Below are 22856 nucleotides of genomic sequence, written 5' to 3'. Positions count from 1 at the left end.
TTGGCCTGCGGCCTGATCTGCTGGCGGCGGCTCAAGAAGACCGGATCATGAACCTCGCACCAGCTTCTAGGAGTGTCGGCTCGCGATTGAGTTGGCGTATGAAGCCAGATCGTGGGCTAGAACCTGCAGGCGCCGTCTCCTGAGCGGGTCCAGAAGGGGCAGGGTGTACCGGTAGGTTGCTGACCAGGTGATGTCGGTGCCGCCATGGAGTGCTCGGGCCAGGTCCACAGACCCCCGATGAGACGCGAACAGTCCGGCGGTCTGTTCGTAGCTGAACCGATGGTCGGGAACCAACTCGAGGATGCGCTCGCGACAGCACACCCGTCCAAGACGAGAACGAATGGTGCGAAGATCATCTGCGCGTGCCGGTCGCTCGACCCCCGCGGGCAATTCCCACTCGACCTCGTAGTAGGAGGTCCATGACGGCCAGGACTCCGCATCCAGGAGCGCGGCGTAGACGAGAGCAGCAGGCGCCGATGAGTGCACGGTGGCAGTAACAGCAAGGGACGACACCCAGCAAGGCTAGACCGAGTCTCACCATGATCGTGTTACGAGCTCTAAGGGAGCCGCTGGACCCGGATGAGCCGCTCACTCCGCAGGCCGTGCCGGTCGACAACGAGCGGCGGTTCGGCCCCGAACTCCCCAAACGCGGCCGGGCCGGACAGCTCACGATGCTCAGGGACCCGCAGACCGAGCGCTGCACGCTGTGGCTGTGCGTGGCCGATGGCGACGGTTCCGCCGCGAAGTGGGCGCAGGTGCTGCTGGGAACTCCCTTCGACGGGCGCGAATAGAGGCCGCCCCGGCGCGCGTGGTGGCTCAGGTACAGCAGGCGCGGACGCAGATCGAGGAGGCGGAGACGCTACGTAATCCGCAAAACCCTTTCCGTAATATCGGCGTCCGACTCACTTAGCAGAATACGAGCTTGACCGGCAGCAGGAACGGTATATCGAATCAGCGCGAGACCGGGTCGCCAGCTCAGCTCTTTGTGCACCCATTCACTGCGAGGAAGACTGACCGAGCGCCGACGCCCCCAGTGAAATTCAATCTCACCGCCTACCTGTATGACAATTTTCCCGTAAATGAATCTATTGGACTTAGTGGCCTCGGGCCAAGAAAGTCGACAGGGAAGGGCCACCGAGCCCTCCTTCCGTGCCGCTTCAGAGCGTTTGCCGCTCCTTCGCCGACTTTGCCGGCGAACTGCGCTACCTACTGCGTAGGCGACGATGCCGATGAGTAGCATTTCGAATAGGGTCGACATGCTATTAACCTCTTACAGAGAAGCGATGATCTAAATCGCACATAAGCTCAACTTGGACCGGGGGGCGTTGTGCTAATTCTGAGGGTTCCGTGTCACTTTGACCGGGTGTCGACCAGGAAGCCCAATTCCTCGCAGCGGTGACGTAATTCAGAGCAGATCCACCACCCGCAGACAAGCTGATAGAGCACCTAGGCAACTGCAACGAATCGTGTGCCCCTTCTTAAGTCGGTACGTGAATACAGACACGCCCGTAAGCGCGAAGATCCCAACCAGGCAGACTGCGGCAACCCAGGAAACAAGAAGGCCGAGAACCGTTGCCGCAGCAGCCCATGCTGTCAGCCCGAAAAGACACCCTCGCAGAACGGTGAATACTGAGATCTTCACGGGGCGATCCGGCAGCTTGCTGTTGTTTCCTAGTTCTATATGATTTCGGGTGGCACAGTATTCTTTGTTCATATCATCCATCCGCAGCACTTGTTCGCCAAAGGGCCGAACGGGTGGCGCAGAACCCTCTGCGCCACCCGCCCTATTTTGGACTGCTACTTACTGAACAATCCCTTATAGTCCCATTTCAGCGGGAGGCCGCCTTGCCTGGGCCCGAATACGATGCTGTCAACCCGGGCGTGTCCCCCCTTGACGGCCCAGCGATTGTAGGCGAGATTGCCGCCCTTTCGGAGTGCACCGAGTGTTCCGCGTCCGAAGGTCGCCCCCATCGCCATGCCCATGAGTTCTGACTTCGCTGTTCGCAGAAGGTACTGAGAAGCACCCTTACGGCGCTCCTCTTCAGTCGCCACAGCCATGTGCCCAGCGAGCCCCGCAGCGAACACCGCGGCTGCACCTACTGTGAACAGTCCCACGCCACACACAGCTGAGGCGATGCATGCTGCTGTTCCGGCCGTAGCGGCAAGCTTCACCGCCATGTCGACTCCCTTGTGCTTCCACCAGTCAGCACTTGTGACGTCTTCCTTAAAGTTGTCCCATTTTTCGGAGAGTCCGCGTTTGAGACTGCCGAAGATTCCGTCCTTCTTGCGCCGTTCGGCTTCGGCGGCCTTGGCGCGCGCGGCTGCCTGGGCTTTAGCCTGGGCTGCTTTGGCGCGGTAGTAGGCGTCCGTTTGCTGGACGGCCCACTGGTACGCACTCGAGCTGTAGTAGGCCCTCCAGCGCGCGTTATCCGCGGCGAGTTTCTGCTTGTATTTCTTGGTAGTACGGCCCTTGCTGTCGAGATATCCGTAGCTCTTGTAGGCGTTCTTCATAACCTTGGAGTTGCCGTAGCCCTGGCCGGTGAAGTCGTCGTAGATCATCAGGCCGTCGGGGTCTGATGCGGTGACGGGTCGGCTGTTGGCGTAGGCATAGGCGTTCATCTGCAGGGGGTCGTCGATGTCGATGAGAGGGTCGACGGAGATGAAGCTGCCGAGAGTTGGGTCGTATTCACGGGCGCCGAGGTGGATCAGGCCGGTGGGGTCGCTGGTGCCGCCGACGAAGGTACGGGTGCCGGGCATCGTCTCGCTCTGTTCAGAGCGGGGCTGCCCGAACGGCAGTTGGCGGCGACGGGTGAGGGCGAGGGTGGTCATGGCGACCGCAGCACTGGCGGTGCCCTGATGGTCGTTGATGAGGAAGGAGAAGCCCTTGCTGGTCCGCACAGCGATGGTTTCGCCGCCGTGGGTGTAGTAACGGATGCCTTCCTTGACTCCTGCAGGGGTGACCTTGAGTTCGTTGTCGCCGGGCAGGGTGAGGGTCTGCGTGCCGTCGGCGTCACGGGCGATCATGCGGTTGCCGTCGGCGTCGTAGAGGTAGCTGGTGGTCTTGCCGGCTTCGGTGAGGGTTGCGAGGTGGCCTTCGTCGTCCCAGGTGAGGTTCTGGGTGCGCGCTCCGATGGTGCGGGTCTTGGTGTTGCCGGCCGCGTCATAGGTGTAGGTGCTGGTCTGCCCGTTGTCTGGTCCGCCGCTGATGGTGGCGGTCTGCGGGGCGTGGGGGACGGTGCCGCCTGCGGGGTTGTGGGTGTAGGTGGTGGTGGCGCCGGTGCGGTGGTCGGTCAGCTGGGTGCGGTTGCCGATCGCGTCGTAGGCGAAGCTCTGCCAGTAGGGGTCCGGTCCGCCGACGGTGCTGCTGGTGGGTGCGGCGGTGCAGTCGGTGGTGGTGGTCCAGGCTTCGGTCAGGCGCTGCAGGGCGTCATTGGTGAAGCACTGGGTATCGACGGTTCTCTGAAGGTCCTGGCCGCTGGCGGTGGTGAGGCTAGTGACGTTTCCTGCGTCGTCGTAGGTGTAGGTGGTGTCGTCTATTCGCTGCGGTGCCAGGTCGCGATCCGAGGTCTGCCGGGTCAGGCGTCCGGTGAATTCGTCGTAGTCGCGGGAGAGGTAGACCTTCTTGCCGAGGGTGCCGAATTCGAGGCGGTGCGCGCGGGAGAAGACGTCGTACTGGGTGGCGTTGACGAGGTTGACGGCTCCTGCGGTGGTCTTCTGCGGGAGGCTGAGGTGGCCGTAGATGGTGGTCTGGCGTTCGCTGGGGAGGTTGCCGACGGCCGGGTGGCGGATCCATTCCTGGGCGCTGGTATAGGTGTTGTAGCCGAAGGTCCAGGTATAGGTGCCTGCGAGAGCTCCTGCGCCGGCGGGAATGGTGACGGTGCTGCTGGTGGGCTGGTAGTCGTCCGTGTAGGCGGTGGTGGCCGTGGTGTAGGCCTGGCCGTCGATGTAGCGGGTGCTGCTGGTCAGCTGGCCCTTGGCGACGGTGTCGTAGGTCCATTCGGCGAGCAGCTTGGTGCCCTTCTTCAAGGTCCGCTGCCGACCGAGTGAAGTTTCCCCGTGATCTCGGACACGTGATCGTTACGCCGCAAGGGCGTGCTGGTGTCGCTGCCTGGTCTCGGCCGGGGTGAGGTAGCCGAAGATTTTGTGCTTGCGCAGACGGCGGCGGTTGTAGAAGGTCTCGATGAAGGTGAAGACCTCGGCGCGGGCGGTCGCCCGGTCGGGCCAGGTCCGGGTGCCGATCTCCTCCTTCAGGAGGGCCCAGAAGCTCTCCGCGGCGGCATTGTCGAAACATGACCCAGTCCGCCCGCAACTCTGCCGGAGTCCCAACTCCTCTATCCGGTAACGGAATTGGGACGAGGTATACTCGCTGCCGCGATCGCTGTGGATCACACATCCCGGCTCCAGGTTCCCCCGGCCATGTGCCATGTCCAGGGCGTCGACGACGAGGTCGGCTCGGTGGTGATCGGCCATGGCATAGCCGACGACCTCGCGGGTGGCCAGGTCCAGCCAGCAGGCGAGGTAGAGCCAGCCCTCGGCGGTGGGCAGGTAGGTGATGTCGCCGACCAGCTTGATCCCGGGACGCTCGGCGTGGAAGTCACGGCCGATCAGGTCCGGGGCCGGCTTCGCCTTCGCATCCGGCCGGGTCAGCGAGCGGCGCTTGCGCCGTGTGACGCCGCGTATGTCGCGCTCGCGCATCACGCGGGCGACACGCTTGCGGTTCACCCGCTGCCCCAGGCGTCGCAGTTCAGCGTGAATGCGCGGGACACCGTAGGTATGGCGGGAGGCGATGTGCAGCACCGTGATCTCATGCCCGAGCGCGTCGTTCGCGGCCTCCCGGGCGCGGCGGGCCGCCTCGCCATCACACCACGCGTAGTACGACGAGCGGGCGACCTTCAGCACCCGGCACAGCAGAACGACCGGGTAGTTCGCCTTCTCCGTGTGGATGAACCGGTACAGCTCGCTCACCGGTCGTTCTCCTTCACGAAGAAGGCGGTCGCTTTTTTCAGGATCTCGATCGTCTGCTGTTGTTCGCGGACCTCCTTGCGCAGCCGCTTGAGTTCCTCGCGCTCGGCGCTGGTCAGCTCACCGGGCTCGCCCTCGCCCCGGTCCGCCTTGGCCCGGCGGTACCAGCCACGCAGGGACTCCGAGCTGATGCCGAGTTCCCGGGCCACCGCAGTGACCGTCTTGCCCGAGGAGTCGACGAGCGCGATCGCGTCCCGCTTGAACTCCTCGGTGTACCGCTTCGTGTACTTGCTTCCCACCTGGTGCTACTTCCTCTGGAACCTCAGGTCCCAGTCTCCAGGTGTCCACGATCAAGGGGAAGCTTCAATGTCCTTCGTCAAGCCCGAGCTGGTCATGCGAGGGCTGCGTCGGGGTTTCGTGGTTCGTAGAAGGTGCCGTCGCGGAGCATGGCGAACAGCACGCTGATGCGGTGCCGGGCGAGGCGGAGGAGTGCTTGCGTGTGGGTCTTTCCGCGGGCCCGGGATCGGTCGTAGTAGGTGCGGGAGGCGGGGTCGTGCAGGGCGGCGAAAGCGGACAGGAACATCGCGCGCTTGAGTTGCCGGTTGCCGCCTCGGGGTGCGTGTTCGCCGTGGATCGAGGTGCCCGAGGACTTTGTTGTCGGGGCGAGTCCGGCGTAGGAAGCGAGGTGGGCGGCGTTGGGGAAGCTGGTGCCGTCGCCAACGGTGACCAGCAGAACTGCGGCGGTCCTGACCGCGACCCCCGGCATCGAGGTCAGGACCGGGGAAAGAGGGTGCTCCTCCAGCAGGGCTTTGATCTGGGCTTCCAGGGCCCGGCGCTGTTCGTGGACGGCGGCCAGGGAGCGGGCCAGGGACGGGATCACGACGTCGAGGGTGCCGGTCCCGGGGACGACGACGGTCTGTTCGTCGAGCGCGTCGAAGATCTCGTCGATCAGCCGGGCGGCCATGCGCGGGGCCTTGGGTCTGATCACCTCGACGAGTCTGCGGCGTCCGGCTTTCCGCAGGGCGGCCGGGGAGCCGTAGCGTTCCAGCAGCCACGTGACGGCGGGGTGGTCCAGACGGGGGCCGAGGACACGTTCCAGCGAGGGGTGGAACTGGGTGAGCAGGCCGCGTATCCGGTTGGAGGTGCGGGTTGCTTCGGCGGCGAGGTCCTGGTCGAAGCCGACCAGCACGGTCAGTTCGGCGGTGATCTCGTCGGTGAGTTCGAGCGAGCGCAGCGTGTGTGGCATCGTGCGGGCGGCGTCGGCGATGACCGCGGCGTCTTTCGCGTCGGTTTTCGCCTCGCCCGGGTAGAGATCGGCGATCCGGCGCATTGCCAGGCCGGGCAGGTAGGCGACCTTGCAGCCGACGTCGCGGGCGACGGTGAGCGGGAGGGCGCCGATGGAGGCGGGCTGGTCGACGATGACGAGCACGGTGCCGAATTTCGCGGCCAGCTTGTCGAAGACAGCCCGCAGCTTGGGCTCGCTGTTGGGCAGCTGCTTGTCGAAGACCTTCTTGCCGGCCGGGGTGAGTCCGTGCCCGTGGTGAGCGGTCTTGCCGACGTCCAGGCCGAGGAAGACGCCCACATCGCCGATGTCGAACATCGTGCTCCCAACTGCTTCGGTGCTGGTGCTGGCCGGGGAGTTGGTGCCGTACGCGCGCATCCACGTTATGCAGACCTGCCGCCCGCGAACGGCCGGGCATTGCGCCAGGCCAGGCGGTAGTCGGACCTCTCATCAGCGTCTCCAACGGCACCCCTCGGGCCCGGTGACACCACCCCCCAGGTCATGCGTTCGACAGGGGGGACCAGTCATGCCGGGCCCGGAGGCCAGCGGCCCTCGTGCAGGACCGCGGAAAACATAACGGGGGACGGGACCATCGGCGGGCGGGTGTACGCCTGGGCACGTACCCGCCGACGGTCCCGGCCGGGAAGGTGTCAGGGCATCAGCGCGTACCTGTCCGCGGGCACGTGGGCGATGCCATCGGCGAGGCCTGGGCGTGCGAAGAACGCAGCGGCCGGAAGTAGTGGGTGATGGCCCAGACGCCGATACGGCTGCCGGCCTGGCACCCGGCCACATCCGCGGAGCGGAAGTGGATCCCGGCCCAGACGCGAGCGTTGATCATGTCCTCGTTGAGCCGGTCGGCGTATGCGTAGTGTCGTGTGGTGCCGGTGGCCTCGGAGAAGAAGGTGAGGTCGAGGCGCGTGGTGCCCAGCAGTGCGCTCAGGGTCTGGGTCACGGCTCCGGCGACCGCGGCATGGCCGCTGATGTAGTCGGGGTGCGGTGGCGTCACGAGCAGCGGTTGCCACTGCGGGTCGGCCGCGGTCGCGGGGTTGCCGTCGGTGCCGGCCAGGTGGATGGCGGTGATCGGCCGCCAGCGTCCGTAGTGGAGTTTGGCGTCCCAGGCGGCGACGACGGCGTCGGTGGCAGAAGTGTTCGCCGCGGCGAACAGCCGTGCCGTCTCAGCGATGCCCAGGTGGTGCCGGGCCGTGTAGTCCCGCAGCGCCGCCTGGATCTGCACCGCCAGATTGCCCCCGAAGAAGAGGGCGGTCTCGGTCTGCAACGCGGTGCGGGACGAGCCGGTCCTCGCCCCCATGGCCCTCACCTCGTTCACGTCCCGGGCATAGCGGGCCGAGGACAGTGCGGGCGGGGCCCCGGGACGGAACTGGGCTGGGGAAGTGAGCAGCATTGGGCGCAGCCTGCCCAGCCAGGGGTCGATGAACGGCTGGTGGCCGGGTGGCGTGGGCCGCCAGACGCCGGGCGCGGGCGGTGCGGTGAACTGCACCGGTGCATCCCGGCCGTCGCCTTCACGCAGCTCGATGAGATGTGCCGCGGCCCGCTCCCCGAAGGCCACGCCCTGCGTCCTGGCGCCGCCCTCGGGAATCCTGGCCAGAGATGCGGCGTAGGCGGCATCAAGCTGCGTCTGGGAGGCGGGGAAATAGGTGACCAGCACCCGGTGGGCCGCGGCCACGGCAGCCGCCTCGGGCGACGCGGTGGAGGGACCGCGCACCTGCCACTTGTACGTGGCGTAGTCGCCCCGGATACCCACCACGGCGTTGTAGACGGCAGCCGAGACGAACCCGTGCCAGATCACCACCTGGCCCGAAGGGCGGGTGGCGCCGAGATTGGCGCCGATCGTGTCGGTGGCGATCGTGTTCCAATCACGGATCGCATCGGGATCCGCCGCAGGCGGCGCGTGGCTGCCGGCAGTGGCCGGCGGGCCGTTCAGGACTGCAACGAGGAGAAGGAGGAGTGACATGACGGCGCCTACGGCAGCCGCTCTGCCCGATGTGGAAGCATGCACAACCGGCGTAACCGCCACCGGCGCGGATAGTCACGCAGAGGTGGTGGTTCCCCGGCACTGACGCCGCCAAAGCGGAAACCGGACACGAACCCTGCGGCCCGGTACAGACGCACGGCAACACCCGTGGCAGCCGGCGGGACCTGCCCCTCTTCAACAGCAGACCGCCTCCCAGGAGACAACCACGCCGGCCAGCAGCGCGCAGCACATGCAGCCGCCAGGCACAAACGGACAACGAACACAGCTGCACCCCATGCAGATGCAACCGCATCCGGGGGACCTGGGCTGGTTCTGGCGATTCGGTGCAGAGGCGACGGCCGCGGCGGTCCGGACCTGAACCCGGGACGGACAGATTCTCGCCGTCGGTCTGCGGACGGTCACGAGCTGTTCGATCGGTACGTCCAGGACGCAAGCCACCACGGGACAATCACCATCCCGGAGGCCGCCACCGCCGGCGGGGATCACATCACTGTGACCGTCAGCAACTTCGGGAACCTGACAGCAGTGGCCTTGGGCAATCCCGGAAGCTACGACGAGGACAAGGCACGCGAACTCTTCCAGGCCACCGACCGTCACCGGATCGACAACGAACTCGAATCACTGGGCTACGTCGTCATCTCCGAGCACCTGCTCGTGACGAGATACGACGGCGTCAGCGACCTCGTCTCCTACTACCCGCCCGAGCATCCCCCAACGTGGTGGACCCGCTTCTTCGACTATCTGTGACCGGCGTCTCGGGCGCACCGGCCGAGACATTCCAGCCGTTCCAATTCCCGACTCCACCATCTCCCTCTCCGGCCGACACGCCGAGAGCACGCACCGGACGCCGCTCCTTGACGGGCAAGCGTTGCCGGCCGGGGCCACTAGACTTGGACCGGAGACCGCCCCCCCGGGGCACGTGCGCGGTGCGGGAAAACGGTGGCGGTCCATGCCGTACGTCGCTGTGAGTGCGCTCAGCCATCCCGGGCTGCTGCGCGAGCGGAACGAGGACAGCCTCGTCATCGGGCCGTGGACCCTGTGCGCCACCGTCACCGCAACCCCGCAGACCCTGCTCTTCCCGCTCGGCACGCCCCTCGTCGTCGCCGTCGCCGACGGGCTCGGCGGGCATCCCGGCGGCGACGTGGCCAGCGCCCTCGTTGTGCGCCGCATCGCCGGGGCGGGACCCGGCCTGAGCAGCGAGGACGCCGTCCGCGACACGCTGAACGCCTGTAACCGCGCCGTGTACGTCGCCGCGGGCGGCGAGCGGGAGACCGAGCTCACCGCCATGGGGACGACGGTCGCCGGCGTCGTCCTGCGGCCCGGCTCGCTGCTGGCGTTCAACGTGGGTGACAGCCGGGTCTTCGCGACCTTGGGTAGCGGGCTGAAGCAGGTGAGCGTCGACGACAGCCCGCCGCCCGAACCCGGGCAGCGCACCACGTCCCTGGTCACCCAGTGCCTGGGCGGCAGCCCCGGCTACCGCCCCGTCCAGCCTCATGTGACGGCCGTGCCCCTGGCGCCGGGCGACCGCTGTCTGATCTGCACCGACGGCCTGACCGACCCGGTGGAGGAGGACGTGCTCGAGGCGGTGCTGCGTGAGCACGACGACGGCCGGGCGGCCTTCGAGCTGTGGAAGGCCGCCATCGCCGCGGGCGGCCCCGACAACATCACGCTGGCCGTGGTGCGCGTCGCCCAGGAGTAGGCAGCCCGGCGTCGTGCCGTGACTGCCGGGCAGGATCTGCCGGCTGTCCTTCTTTCAGTGCTCGGCGTCGCCCTTGGGGAAGCCGTAGCGCCCCTGCAGCCGCACGAAACGTGCCGCGGTCACGACCTGCCGCTGCTCCAGGCCCGTCGCGGTGCGCACGAAGCACACCACCTGCTCGTGTCCGCCCGGCCCGATCGGCTGCACCAGGCGACCGGCCGGCCGCAACTGCGCGACCAGCGGCGCGGGCACCCGCGGGAAAGCGGCCGACACGACGATCGCGTCGTAGGGAGCGCGGTCGGGGACACCGCCGCTGCCGTCGCCGACCCGCAACTGAACGTTCCGTACGCCGTGTCGGGCGAGATTGCCCCGCGCCTGCCGGGCGAGGTCCGGCCGCATCTCGACGGTGACCACGTCGGCGGCCAGCCGGGCGAGCAGTGCGGTCTGGAAGCCGAGGCCGGTGCCGACCTCAAGGACGTGCTCGCGCCCGCCCAGACCGAGGCTCTCGATCATCATGGCGGACAGCGAGGGCTGTGTGGTGACCTGTCCCTCACCGATCGCAATCGGCACGTCCAGGTAGGCGGAGGCGACCTGACCGGCCGGGACGAATCCGGCCCGCGGCGTCGCCCGCACGGCGTCGAGCAGCCGCTCCTCCCTGATCCCGAGAGCACGGAGGGCCCGTACGAGATCCTCGGGCTGCCCTGCTGCCCAGGGCAGGGACGGTACGCAGTCCACGGCTGCCTCACCCACCCCCTGGTGCTTCCCCCCTACCCCCACGCTAGGGCGTGTTTCGAAAGTAGCGTCGTCCGCCCGGAGGGCGGGGCCCGCGGCGTCTGGTGCGGTGCATCGCAAGGCGGAGGGTCGCCCGCGTACTGGGCGTACGCGGGCGATCCCGACAACGCAGCGAGGCGCCGTGCCAGGCGTCGCGGGCCAGACGGGACTTTCGAAACACGCCCTAGTGCTCGCCCCGTCGCGACGCCCGGCAAACTCCCCACGTTCTTCCAGCCCCACTCGCCGCAGCCGACGAGGCCGGCGCCGGCAGCGACGACACCCCGCGTGCCCGCGCACAGACCACGGGCGCGAACCTCAGGATCCCGTCGTCGGTGACGGTGACATACTCGTGCTCCAGGCCGGTGAGGCAGGCGACGATCTGCTCACCGTGGCGGGAGGTCCAGCGGATCAGCTCGTGCGGGCACCGGCGACTTCCACGACCGGGCGGCGCCCGGCGGCGACGGTGCGAGGCCTTGGAAAGCCGGCCCCAGCGCGCCATACGCCCCCCTTCATGACGACTTCGCCGCAGAGCGCGGACACGGCGAGAGCCGCTCCAGCAACACCGCGGAGGGCACCACCCGCGCCTCGGACGCCGTCCGGGCGCAGGCCCTGGAGCGACAGAAGGAGGTGTCGTGCAGCAGCGGCATTGCGCAGCGGCCATGGCGGCGGCGCAAGCGCGCGGCGAGTCAGGCCGTGCGCAGGACCGGTGCGGTACGCCCTTGCGCCCCGCGGCGGAACGGCGACGTCGTCCTCGACCGCCCTGCTGAAACAGTCCCCCGGTTCCGTCGCCGGCCTGGACATTGACGACAACCGCGGACAGAGCCGTTTTCAACAATCGCCGCAAGGGACCCCTGCTACGACGTGAAAACGAGCAGGCCCAGAGTGCAGACACTGCCGGTGCCGGGGCCGCTGACGGCCTCGACGGTGCCGCCATGGGCGGCGACCAAGTGGCGGACGACGGGCAGGCCGAGACCGCTGCCGCCGGTGCGCCGGCGCGGGACTTCCCCGCGCGCCAGAACCAGTCGAAGACGTGCGGCAGGTCCCCGGACGCGATGCCACTGCCGCTGTCGGCGACCTCCAGCACGACGCTGCCGCCGCCGGCTCGCGCGGCCATGGTGACGGTGCCGCCGGGCGGCGTGCGGCGCAGCGCCTCGGAGACCAGGTTGCCCAGCTCCTGCCGCAAACGGACCGGTCCTGCACCCGGCCAGGGTGCGCGCTGCGCGGTGACGGTGCGCACGCCGACGCCCGCCGTGCCGGCCGCGACACCATGGGCAGCGGCAACCCGGCCGAGGAGGCCGACGGCGCGGGTCGGCTCGCAGTGCAGCCGCAGGACCCCGGCGCCGGCTTCGACAAGGTCGCAGGTCCTCGACAACACGCTGGGGAGCGAGGACCTCCTCACGCAGGGCGGCGAGCAGGCCGGGGCCGGAATCGGGTCGGTTCTCCGCAGTTGAGAGACGTTCGGACGTACGGAACCTGGCGGATCACCTCAACGTATTGCGCTCCCGTGGCCAGGGGTACCTCGAAGTCCCGACCGTCGACCGCGCATGGGGCCTCGTGCGCGACTTCATTCGGTCGGGGACGCCCCACGATCTGGGCGAGTGGTGCGAGTGGTAACCACGCAATGATCGCCGATTGAGACATCGTCTACTGACTTCGGCTCGACAGGGTGAAATCTATGGGGACGGGCTGTCTGCTGCGAGACGCCGGCGCCTGGAGACGGTACGAATGCAGGCGGCCGAGCTGTTCGAGCAGAAGATCAAGCCGATGGAGGCCGCACGGCGGCTGCGGGTGAGCCGGAAGCCCGCCCACCAGTGACACCAGCTGTGGTGGGAGGGCGGTGCGCAGGCTCTGGCCTCCCGTGGTCGAGTGGATCGCGATGCCCTCTGTCCCGCGTTGCCTGGAGAAGCCGGCCGCGTATCTCGAGCAGGGTCCGGCAGCGCCCGCGGCCGCGGCCGCGCCCGTCTGGGCGGGATGACCGGGCAAGCCTCGCGTTTGTCGGCGCTCAGCAGGACGAACAGCCGGCGGGTCTCGGCGTAGCGGGACAGCGCGGACCAGGCGTACTGAGCGAGAACATGCCTGGTCCGACCTGGTGAGCCCGCCGGGCCTGGAGCCGGGGCAGCGCGACGAAGACCGGGACGACGTAGCTCGCGGTCGCCACCAGCCGGCTGCTCCCGGCTCCATCGCTCCCTCAGTCGAATTCGACCGTCGGTGAAGCCCCGGGGAAGTCCGGTGGCAGGCCGTCCGGGGCAACCGTGCCGGTGAGGAGGCCGGTGAGGTAGGACGTCAGGTTCCCCCGGTACTCGCACCAGTCGTCGTTGTGGCCGCTGATCAGGATGGTCCAGGTGTCCGGGTGGCCGCCGGTGGTGCGCCAGTAGAAGGTGTCGCCCTCGCTGGAGTCGCCCCACGGAATGAGTCCACCGGGTTCCGGATGCGGCACATGGCCGTGGGACATGTCCGAGTCCCGGAGGTCCGCCAGGATCTCCAGGGTTTCGCTGATGCCGCCCGTGAAATAGCGCTCCTCACCCGGCTCGGGGAGGTGCAGCGAGAGGAAGTCGTCGATGCTGAAGGGCGGGTACGCCTCGGCCAGCTCCACGAAATCGGACGGGAGCGCGGTGCCGAGCTCCGCCTCCACGAACGCCCAGTCGATGCCGCGTCCGCCCAAGACACGATGGTCACGCAGTGCCGGGAGCGCCTGTTCGAGATGGTCGAGCATCAGCATGTCACCTGACTTCCGGGACGGTTCTCCACGAACACGCCGCTGAACAGCACCTTGTCCTCCGCGACGGCCGTCATATGTATTCCCGTGGGGATGTTCTCACGGCCGTTTCCGTAGACCAACTGGGCCGAGTACAGCACCGTCTTCCTCGCTTCCAGCGCGCTGGCCATCCGGTTCTCGCAGCGCTTCATTCCGGGGTCGTTCATCTGCTTGAACCCGGTGAAGATGTTCTCCTTGATCCACTTCCCGTTGAAACGGTCACCGAGAATGTGCGAGCGGTTGAAGACGTACATCCGCTGCCGGTCCTTGGCCGACACATACCCCGGCGGCTCCCAGGTGCCCTGGCGCGCCCCCCGGGAGTTCTTCGGCTTCAAGTCGTCCGGGCACAGCAGCGCGACCACGCCGTTGGGCGTGTCCTCTTCCCCCAGGGGCTCGTAGTAGTGACGCTGCCCCCGGTCCCGAGAGCACGGATCGTCGTCGGAGTCGTCGCTCCCGGGCCGGCCCGACGGGTCCAGCGACGGGTCGAGCTCTTCGCCGCCCCGCGGGAACATCTTGAAGTACCCGCGCAACTCCTCGTCGGTGAGCTTCAGGTGCTTCTGCGCCCTGGTGAACGCGTCGTCGACGAACTTCTGGTACTCCTCGTCGACCTGGTCGTCCGAGGTCGGCCGCGCCGCCTTGGTCGTCAGGGCCTGCAGGATCAGCTCTTCCCACGGCGGCGGGGGCGGGGGCGGCGGCGGGCCCGCGTCGACGCAGCGGAACGCGCACGGGCCGGCGGTGCCGCCGCCCCCACCGCCGCCACCGCCACCGCCGTAACCGGAGGACGTGGTGATGACGCGGCCACGGTACGGGCCGGTGCTGTAGTTGTTCGGGCCCGGGGTCTTGGGGATGGGGGTGGCGTAGGGCAGCGTTTCGAAGCGGGTCTGCTGGTTGTTCAGCTGCCTGTACAGGTCGTACGCGTCCCACGCCCAGCCGATCGGGCCGAGCGCCCTCTTGCCGACGAAGCGCAGCGCCTTGCCGGGGTTCCTGACGACCCAACGGGCGCCCGACTTGGCCGCGTCGTACCCCTTGTTGGCGTAGCGCTCCAGCTTGTCGATGCCGGTTTTAACGTAGTCATCCAGGTCTGTGATGCTGATGTGACCGCTCGGGTCGGTGTTCCTCAGCGGATCGCCGTTGCCGTACCCGTACCGGTTCGCGTTGATCGACGGCACCGGGTTCAGCGTCCAGGAGTCCCGCGAGGAGAAGCCGCCCGTCGCCGGGTCGTACCAGCGGGCGTGCATGTTCACCTGGCTGGTGGCCGGGTCGGTGTACTCGCCCTGGTAGCCGAGCGGTCCGGCGGTGCCCGACTGTGCCGTGATCTCGCCGAACGGGGAGTAGGACGTCGATGTGCCCAGCGCACCGGTCGCCGTGTCGAGGGCGCCCGTCACATCGTCGTGCACCGCGTCCGACAGCAGAGCGCGCGCGTTGGTGCCGTCGTCGGCCGCCGAGGACAGCGCCTCGCCCGCGGGGTCGCGGAAGATCAGGCCCGCAGCCGTCGCGACCGGGTTGTTCGACTGGTCGGCGTACATGAGCGTGTCGGCGCCCTGCTGGACCAGGCGGCCCAGCGCGTCGTACGCGTACGTCGTGCCGTCCGCGGACACCATCCGGCCGAGCGCGTCGAAGGCCGCGGTGTGCGTGCCGCTCGCGTCCGTGCTGCCGGTGCGGGTGCCGCGCGCCGAGTACGTGTAGGTGGTGCCCCCGGCCGACAGCAGGCGGTTGCGCTCGTCGTAGACAGCCGTCACGCCGCCCGCGCCGGTGCGGTTGCCCGCCTCGTCCCAGGTGTAGGACTTGACCGTGCCGTCGACGCCGGTCCAGCTGGTCAGGCGGCCCGCCCAGTCGTATCCGTAGGACTGGGTGCCCGCGCCGGCCGTGCCCGTCGTCGTCTTCTCGGCGAGGCGGGACGCCTTGTCGTAGGTGTAGGCCGTCGACGCCGTGGTCGTCCCGGACGGGGACGTCACCTCGTCCGACGTGGGACGGTCCAGGACGTCGTAGCCCAGGGTGCGGGTCGCGCCCGCGCCGCCGTACGTCATCGACGTCAGGCGCGAGGCCGTGTCGTAGCCGTACGTCAGCGTGGTCTGCGTCAGCGGGTCCGCCGCCGTCCTCAGTCGGCCCGCCGTGTCGTAGCTGAAGGTGGCCTGGCCCGCCGCGTCCGTGCGGGCGGTGAGCCTGCCCTCCTCGTCGTAGGTGAAGGTGGCGGTGCCGGACGGGCCGCCCGCCGACAGCAGGTTGCCGCGGTCGTCGTAGGTGAACGTGTCGGTGCCGCCGGGCGCGCTCGCCGAGGTCAGGCGGCCCACCGCGTCATAGCCGAAGGTGTCCGGGGTCGTGGCCGCCTCGGCGCCCGCGCCCGCGTTCCGCGTCAGACGACCCAGCGCGTCGAAGCTGCGCTCGACCGTCACGCCGCCCGGCTGGAGCTCCTTCACCGGCTGGTCGGCCTCGTCGTACACCGTGGTCCAGGTGCGGTCCGCCGGGTCCGGGTGGGCCGTGGTGGCGGGCTCGGTCACCGACTCCAGCAGGCCGTGCGACGTGAAGTCGTACCAGGTGGTGTTCCCCCGGCCGTCCGTCAGACGCGTGCGGTGGCCCGCGGCGTCGTAGCCGTACGTCGTGGTGATCGACGTGTCGGCGTCGACCGGCTCGACCAGCTTCGTCAGGCGGCCCAGCGCGTCGAACGACTGCGTGACCGTGTGGTCCAGTGCGTCCGTGACCGCGGTCGGGTTGCCGTCCGCGTCGTACGACGAACTCGTCGTCCGCAGGATGGTGCCCGCGCTGTCCTCGTCGCTGACCTGCGTCACCCGGCCAGCCAGGTCGTACGCCGTGCGACTGGTGCGGCCCTGCGGGGTCGTCACCGACGCGGCCAGGCCCGTGGGGCCGTAGCTGTAGGCGGTCACGCCGCCCGCGCTGTCCGTGGCGGTGAGCGGCTCGCCCGCCGCGTTGTACGTCCCGGACGTGGTGAGGCCGGTCGGGCTCTTCGTCTCCAGCAGGTTGCCGGCGTCGTCGTAGCGGAGTGTCGTTGTGAACGCACCCTGCGCCGGGCGGCGTTCGATGACGGTGGACGTGATCTGGCGGCCCAGGTCGTCGTACGTCGCCTCGGTGCGGGCGCCCGTCGGGTCGGTGGCCGACAGCTGTTCGCCCAGCAGGTCGTAGGTGAACGTGGACACCGGGGCGGCGGCGCCGTCCTGCGGGGCGGGCTGCGTCACCTTGGCGAGGTTGCCGAGCTGGTCGTAGGTGTACGTCGTGACCTTGCCGAGGGCGTCGGTCTCGCTGGCCAGGTTGCCCGCCGCGTCAAAGGTGCGGGAGACCGTGCTGGTCAGCGGGGCTGTCGCGCCCGGCGGGGTGTAGGCGGGCAGGGTCGTGCCCGTCACGCGGCCCAGGCGGTCGTACGCGGTGTGCACGACCTTCCCGTTCGGGTCGCGGGCGTCGGTCACCTCGCCGAAGGCGTTGTAGCCGAGGGTGCTCGTCGGGCGGACGGTGGCCGCCGCCGACTGCCGGGTCTCAGCCGTCACCGGGGGCAGCCGCGTCTCGGTGAGGCGGCCGAGCGCGTCGTAGGTGTGGTCCGTGGTGTACGCCGTCGGGTCGGCGCCCGTCGCGTTGCCGCGGGGGGAGGTCTCCGCGACCACCAGGCCCCGGTCGTCGACCGTGTAGGTCGTGACGAGGTCCTCGGTGCCGTTCTCAACCGTCTGCCGGGTGATCGCACCCGTGACGCCACGCTCGTAGGTGACCTGCTCGGTGCGGGTGCCGCCCGCGCCCGTGCGGGTCTCGGAGAGCACCTCCCCAACGGCGTCATACGTGTAGGCGATGCGGCGCGCCAGGCCCGACGGGTCGAGGACCTCGGCCGTGGTGCGGCCGGCCGCGTCGATCTCGTAGGCGGTGGTGACCTTGCCGTTGCCGGTGGTCTCGCGGGTCAGGTGCCCCGCCGCGTCGTAGCCGCGGTCGCTGAGGACGAGGTCGCGGGTGGTGCCGTCCGGGTTGTGGAAGCCGACCAGGATCCGCTGCGCCTCCAGCCCGTCGTCGTAGTAGGTGGTGCGGGTGGTGCGGCCCATCGCGTCGGTGTGCTCGGCCAGGCGGCCCGCCGGGTCGTACGCGTACGAGTCCAGCACCACGTCCCGCGCGGCGGCCGGGTTGTTCGGGTCGCCGATGTAGCCGGTGAGGGTGACCGTCGCCAGCTTGCCGAGCGCCGTGTAGGCGTACCGGAAGGTGCCCTGGCCGGGCAGGGTGCGGCTGGTCTGGTGGCCGTTGGCGTCGTAGGTGTACGTCTCCTGGTTGCCCTCGGCGTCGGTTCGGGTGGCGAGGCGGCCGTGGGTGTCGTAGGTACGGGTGGTGGTGCGGGTCGGGTCGCCGCCGAGGAGGTCGGCGACGGACTCGGTCAGGACGCGACCGTCCTCGTCGTACGTGTACGTGGTGCGCGCCTGATGGTCGGTGCCCGTGACCGCGTTGGCGATGGCCGGACCGGTCACCGTCACCAGACGGGACTCGCCGTCGTACGCCATGGCCGACGCCACGCCGTCCGGGTGCGCGTCCGAGATCACCTTGTTGCCGGTCTCCCGGCCGAGCGCGTCGTAGGTGTACTGGGTGACGACACCCGCCGGGTCGGTGACCTTCGCCAGGTCGCCGGCCGCCGTGTACTGCCGCGTGGTCACCCGGCCGCGCATGTCGGTGCTGGTGGCGAGCAGGCCCGCCGGGACCGTGCCGCCGCCGACCGCCGCCTCGGTGCCGTCGGTGAAGGTGAACGACTCGGTGCGGCCGGACGGGAAGTCCGCGGTGGCCGGGGTCGTGGTGGAAGTCCGGTCGCCGTAGGCGTTGTAGCCGTAGCTCGTCTTGTACGTGTCGTCGCTCGCGCTCGACGAGCGGGCGTCGCGGACGGCGGTCAGCTGGTCGTTGCGTGGGTCGAGCGGGTCAGCGGTGTTCAGGTAGTAGCTGTAGTACGAGGTGTGGCAGGTGTTCTCGTCGGCGGTGTCGCGGCACGTGGTCTGCGAGATCTTGTTGCCGCGCTCGTCGTGGCCGAGGCGGGTGACCGAGCCGTCGGGGCCGGTGGTGGCCGCCAGGAAGCCGCCGGTGTCGTACGCGAAGTGCGCGGTGTTGCCGAGCGCGTCGGTCTGCTCGATCAGCCGGTTGCCCTGCAGCGGGTCGTAGGTGTAGCTGGACTCGCGCTGGTCGGGGTCGGTGATCGTGACGGTGAGGGTGGTGGTGCCGGCGACGGCCGGCTCGTCGTCGGTGGCGGGCCTGGCCTCGGTGCCGGTGACCTCCAGCGCCGACAGGGCGTAGGTGCCGCCGTTGGCGTCCGTGTAGGACGACACCCGGTCGCGCACGGTGTCGTAGGCGACCTGGGCGTGCACCCGGCCGCTGGGCAGGGTCACCTTGGTGAGCTGCTGGGCGACCTGCGCGGAGGCGTGGTGCTCGGCGATGGTACGCGCGCCGAGCGGACGGCTGTAGACCGCGGCCTCGTCGATGTCACCGGTGAAGTGGCCGATGGTGCCGGTGGTGGCGGGCCAGTTGTTCCAGTAGCCGGCACCGAGGTAGACGAAGCGCTGGTCGTACTGGGTGATGTCGCCGGTCAGGCTGCCGACCTTTGCGCCGTCCAGGTACAGCGTCTGGGTGTTGCCCGCGGCGGTCAGGGCCGCGTGGTGCCAGGTGCCGTCGTTGACGGCCCCCGCCGAGGTGATGGGAGCGGCCGTGCCGTTCCAGAACTCGCCGCGCAACTTGCCGTCCGTGCCCACGTACAGGGCCGGGGTGTACTTACCGGTGGTGGCCTCCTCCAGGGTGTGGTCCTGGTAGCTGAGGAGGACACCGCTGCCGGTGGTGCGGAACCACAACTCGGCGGCCAGGTACGGCGTGTCGGTGACCAGCTGGTCCGGCAGTTGCACATACGAGGTGGTGCCGTTGAAGGTCGCCGCCGTGTCCGCGCTGCCCGCCAGCGCGCCCGCGGTGCCGAGCTGGACGTCCCGATAGGTGCCGGCGTGGGCGTCGCGGTCGAGAGGCAGGTCGCTGACCGCGTCGGTGGCGCCGTCCTGCTCGCCCAGGCGCCAGTAGGAGAACGGCCCGGCGTCACGGACGACCGTGCGGTGGTGCGAGCCGTCGCCGTAGCCGTACGCGGTGCAGGCACCGAGGCTGTCCTCCGGGCCGCAGACAAGGGTGAGCTTGTCGCCGTCGTAGGTGTACGACCAGGTCAACGGGTCGGCGCCGGACTCGGGCGCGTCGGTGGTGACGGAGGCGACATGGCCGCCGGACCAGGTGAAGTTCAGGGCACGGCCGCCGGTGGCGGTGACCGTGATCAGCTCGCCGCCCGTGTTGTACGCGAGGGTCTGCTTGCGGCCCCGGTAGTCGGTGACCTCGGTGAGCCGGCCGCCGTCGTCGAAGACGTAGCTGGTCTGCTCCTTGTCGGTCAGCTTCCAGCCGCCGCCGGTGACGGCGGTGAGCGTGGAGAAGCTGCCGTACGGGGGCGCGTAGCTGCCGTCGGGGTTCTTGCCGAAGCGGACCTGACGGCCCGTCGGAAGGGTGGCCACCACGTTGCCGGTTCCGTCGCCGTCCGGCTCGATCCGCATGTCGTAACGAGTGGACCAGCCGGCGCCGAAGGCGTTGCCGGAGCGCGGGTCGCGGCTGTTGTAGGTGCGCGTGACGGTCAGGCCGGGACCGACCGTGGCGACCGTCGCGTCGGTGTCGGTGGTGGTGTAGTTGCCGATGCCGGGATCGACCTCACGGCCAAGGCCGCCCAGGCCCTGCCCGCCGAGATGCGAGGTGATCGCGGGCTGCTCGACGGCGGTGGTGAAGCTGTAGAAGGGGCTGAGCGGGGTCTCCAGGCCGTTCTCGCGGGCCTTGACGCGCCAGATGTACTGCTTGCCCCAGGTGAGCTTGTTCGCGGGGACGTTCCAGGTGCGCTTGGTCAGCCAGCCGGAGTTGACACAGGCCGTCGGAGCGGCGGCGGTGCCCTCGCAGACCTCGAAGTAGTAGTTGAGGGCGGCGCCGGAGGGGTAGTGGTCGATGGACTCGGCCGACATGTAGAGCGCCGGGGTGAGGCTGCCGACCTGACCGCCGGGGTCCGGATAGACGTCCGTGATGCGCGGGCCGACGTCCTGCGAGGTGACGGTGACCGTGGCCACGGGGACGCTCTCGCTGGAGAACCACTTCTGGTCCCGCAGTCGCTGCATATCGAAGTTGACCTTGTACTGGCCCGGCGGCAGCGCGGGTATGCGCACGCTGAGGGTCGCGTCGTCACCGGGCGTCAGCCGCTCGTTGAGGCGGGTGAAGGCGACCTGGCTCATCAGCGCGCCGGTGTCGTAGTCGCGCACCCGGGCGCCGAGGCGGACCTCGTTCCAGCCGAGCGGCTCCCAGGTGAAGTCGCCGAGGTTCTTGACGTTGACGCTGACCTCGCCGCTCTGGCCGCCGGTCAGCGGGGCGGTCTGCGATCCGACGGTGTACTGGGCACCGTACGCGCTGTGCGTGATCGCCAGGTAGGGCTTGTTGGTGGAGTTGGCGCTGCCGAAGCGCTTCCAGGGACCGGAGGTGGTGAAGTCGGCCCAGATGGCGAGGCCGTGGTTGGTGACCGACCCGTTGACCCAGCCCTCGACGAGGTCGGTGCCCTTCTTGCCGAGGTCGATGACGCGCCACTTGGAACCGCCGCAGTTCTCGCCGTAGGCGAAGGAGTCGGAGGCGATCAGGTTGCTGTAGCTCGGCGGGCGGTTGTTCCAGGTGACCGTGGTGGAACTCCACGTGCCGGTGACCTGGTGGACGGTCATCTCCTGCGCCGTGCAGCTGGAGGACCAGACGTTGTAGAGGCCGAGGTCGGCGTTGAGGATGTAACGGTTCTTCAGCTGGCTGGTGACGTTGTCGAACCGCATGTAGCTGATGGCGCGGTTGGTGCCCGCGTCGTAGCTGCCGACCTTCAGTTCGTCGTCACCGGCGAAATTGCTGTCCGGCCAGGTGTCCTGGACGAAGGAGTCGCCGTTGGTGTCGATGTCGTCGACGCTGGGGTCGACCCGGACCGGGTACACGCGCTGCGGCGAGTCCAGCCAGGCGTCGTCGAGTTCGACCTTCAGTGACCAGCGGCCGCCGGTCTTGGCCAGGCGGTAGTCGACGTCCCCGGAGAGGGCCGGCCCTCCGGTCTCCGGGTCGTGGGCGGAGTCCTCCATCCACCCCTTGGGGATGACGGCCTGCACCGTGCCCGCCGCGTCCTTCAGCAGCACGGCCCCGTGCTCGTCGAGCGACGGAGTGAGTCCGTCGAGGTCGAGTGGGAAGGTCCACTCGCGCGGCGCGTCTGGCGAGTTGAGGACGATCGTCTCCTTGACGGACCCGTGCGCCGCCTCCAGCACCACGTCCGAGTCGCGCCGGATGTCCTTGTAGTGGGCGGCGTCGTCGTGCACCTCTGCGGTGGCGCCGGAAGCCCCGGCGAGACCGAAGCCGACCTTGTGACGGCCGCCGTCGACCTTCAGTTCGGCCAGCGCGGGGTCGTCGCCGCGGGTGGCCAGGGTGAGTCCGGTGTCGTCGGAGGCGGCGGCGAGCCGGTCACCGTCGCCCGCGGCGGTGCCGGCCGCCCCTTTGGCCCGGTCGGCCGGGACCAGTGAGGTGTCGATCTCCTGCCAGGCGCCGGACGCGTCCTCGTAGTGCAGCGGCTCGGTGTGGACGCGGGTGGTCCGGGTGCCGTCGGGGTTGCGGAACTCCTTTGACGTGGCGGTGCGTTCACCGGGGAGCTCGACGCTGCGCTCCGGGTCGTAACCGGTCTGTCCCTCCTGGTCGCCGCCCGTGGTGCTCGGCACCGGCTGCTTCGCCTTCACCTTCGGCTCGACAGGCGTGAAGCCGGTGCCGGAGTCGTACAGCGGCAGCGAGCCCTCGGGCGTCTTCAGGTCCGCGGGATCGCCGTCGTCGCGGCCGTTGGCGTCGGTCCGCTCGGCGCCGACCGCGTGCTCACGGCCTGCCGCGGTGCCGGTGCGCTGCTCGGGCGGGGTGCTGTCGTCCCAGGACACGCCGGGGGCGGCCTGGGCGGCCAGGACGAACGGCGTCAGTCCGGGCGACGGCAACAGGGTGGCGCACAGTGCCAGCAGCACACTGCCGGACGTCAGGGCGACGGCACGCGCGGGACGTCCGGCGCGGCGGCGCCGGAGACCCGCGAGCGAGCGGTGGCGAGAGCGGCTGGGCACGGCACTCCTTCAAACCACAAGGCCGATCGCCCGCGTGGAGGCGATCGGCCGGGAGCAGGGAAGCCGGATGCGGTCGGTACCGGAGGGCAGGACGCACCCGAGCGGCGTTCACCGTAGATGATCGAAAGCGCACTGGCTATGCCCATGACAACAGGTTTATAACGAGATCCCCCGTTACGTCCCTCCCCCACAGGGCGACCACAGGATCTTGAAACAGGTCGCTACCCCCTCTGATCAGCGACAAACGTTTTCGGCCAGCGCCCGGTCGGCTCGTC

The 22856-nt window shown here is 69.2% G+C and carries 12 protein-coding genes and 1 pseudogene; 3 read left to right on the top strand and 10 right to left on the bottom strand.

Going from position 1 to position 22856, the window contains the following annotated elements:
* Window positions 1-66: 66 nt before the first annotated feature.
* Window positions 67-513 carry an SRPBCC family protein gene (locus tag HJD23_RS42705; RefSeq protein ID WP_171117740.1) on the bottom strand — a complete coding sequence of 149 codons (447 nt, stop codon included), beginning with the start codon at window positions 511-513 and terminating at the stop codon, window positions 67-69.
* A 26-nt stretch (window positions 514-539) separates the two neighbouring features.
* On the opposite strand from HJD23_RS42705, the gene HJD23_RS42700 reads away from it, so the two are divergent.
* Window positions 540-791, top strand: a complete 252-nt coding sequence (locus HJD23_RS42700) for a hypothetical protein (RefSeq protein WP_171117738.1) — start codon at window positions 540-542, stop codon at window positions 789-791.
* A 1006-nt stretch (window positions 792-1797) separates the two neighbouring features.
* On the opposite strand, the gene HJD23_RS44875 is transcribed toward HJD23_RS42700, so the two are convergent.
* From HJD23_RS44875 to HJD23_RS42675, 5 genes are all read right to left on the bottom strand, one after another.
* A complete protein-coding gene (locus HJD23_RS44875; RefSeq protein ID WP_171117736.1) occupies window positions 1798-4026 on the bottom strand; it encodes an RHS repeat-associated core domain-containing protein in 2229 nt (742 codons plus the stop codon).
* A 51-nt stretch (window positions 4027-4077) separates the two neighbouring features.
* Window positions 4078-4965 carry an IS3 family transposase gene (locus HJD23_RS42690; protein WP_171134108.1) on the bottom strand — a complete coding sequence of 296 codons (888 nt, stop codon included), beginning with the start codon at window positions 4963-4965 and terminating at the stop codon, window positions 4078-4080.
* Window positions 4962-5261 (bottom strand): transposase, encoded by a 300-nt coding sequence (locus HJD23_RS42685; protein ID WP_171134068.1) that lies wholly within the window; start codon window positions 5259-5261, stop codon window positions 4962-4964. The genes HJD23_RS42690 and HJD23_RS42685 overlap by 4 nt, the downstream gene beginning before the upstream one ends.
* A gap of 92 nt (window positions 5262-5353) precedes the next feature.
* Window positions 5354-6562 carry an IS110 family transposase gene (locus tag HJD23_RS42680; protein ID WP_171118531.1) on the bottom strand — a complete coding sequence of 403 codons (1209 nt, stop codon included), beginning with the start codon at window positions 6560-6562 and terminating at the stop codon, window positions 5354-5356.
* Between the two features lie 340 nt (window positions 6563-6902).
* On the bottom strand, window positions 6903-8216 hold the full coding sequence (locus HJD23_RS42675; protein WP_171112108.1) for a vanadium-dependent haloperoxidase: 1314 nt from the start codon (window positions 8214-8216) through the stop codon (window positions 6903-6905).
* A gap of 513 nt (window positions 8217-8729) precedes the next feature.
* Here HJD23_RS42675 and HJD23_RS42670 point away from each other — a divergent pair.
* Both HJD23_RS42670 and HJD23_RS42665 read left to right on the top strand, forming a co-directional pair.
* Window positions 8730-8984, top strand: coding sequence for a hypothetical protein (locus HJD23_RS42670; RefSeq protein ID WP_206326246.1), 255 nt, complete (start codon window positions 8730-8732; stop codon window positions 8982-8984).
* Between the two features lie 202 nt (window positions 8985-9186).
* A complete protein-coding gene (locus tag HJD23_RS42665; RefSeq protein WP_171112107.1) occupies window positions 9187-9936 on the top strand; it encodes a PP2C family serine/threonine-protein phosphatase in 750 nt (249 codons plus the stop codon).
* Window positions 9937-9990: 54 nt separating this feature from the next.
* Here HJD23_RS42665 and HJD23_RS42660 read toward each other — a convergent pair whose 3' ends face one another.
* From HJD23_RS42660 to HJD23_RS42640, 4 genes and pseudogenes are all read right to left on the bottom strand, one after another.
* Entirely contained in the window at window positions 9991-10683 is a 693-nt protein-coding gene (locus HJD23_RS42660; RefSeq protein WP_240980952.1) for a protein-L-isoaspartate(D-aspartate) O-methyltransferase, read from the bottom strand.
* 875 nt (window positions 10684-11558) lie between these two features.
* Window positions 11559-12125: pseudogene (locus tag HJD23_RS42655) on the bottom strand (sensor histidine kinase); the annotation flags it as partial.
* A gap of 767 nt (window positions 12126-12892) precedes the next feature.
* Window positions 12893-13417 (bottom strand): hypothetical protein, encoded by a 525-nt coding sequence (locus tag HJD23_RS42645; RefSeq protein WP_171115829.1) that lies wholly within the window; start codon window positions 13415-13417, stop codon window positions 12893-12895.
* Window positions 13417-22581 (bottom strand): DNRLRE domain-containing protein, encoded by a 9165-nt coding sequence (locus HJD23_RS42640; RefSeq protein WP_171115827.1) that lies wholly within the window; start codon window positions 22579-22581, stop codon window positions 13417-13419. The genes HJD23_RS42645 and HJD23_RS42640 overlap by 1 nt, the downstream gene beginning before the upstream one ends.
* Window positions 22582-22856: the final 275 nt, after the last annotated feature.

This window comes from Streptomyces sp. Z423-1 (genome assembly GCF_013009255.1).
GTDB classification, from domain to species: Bacteria; Actinomycetota; Actinomycetes; order Streptomycetales; family Streptomycetaceae; genus Streptomyces; species Streptomyces gossypiisoli.
This window is presented reverse-complemented; position numbering and strand designations above follow the sequence as displayed.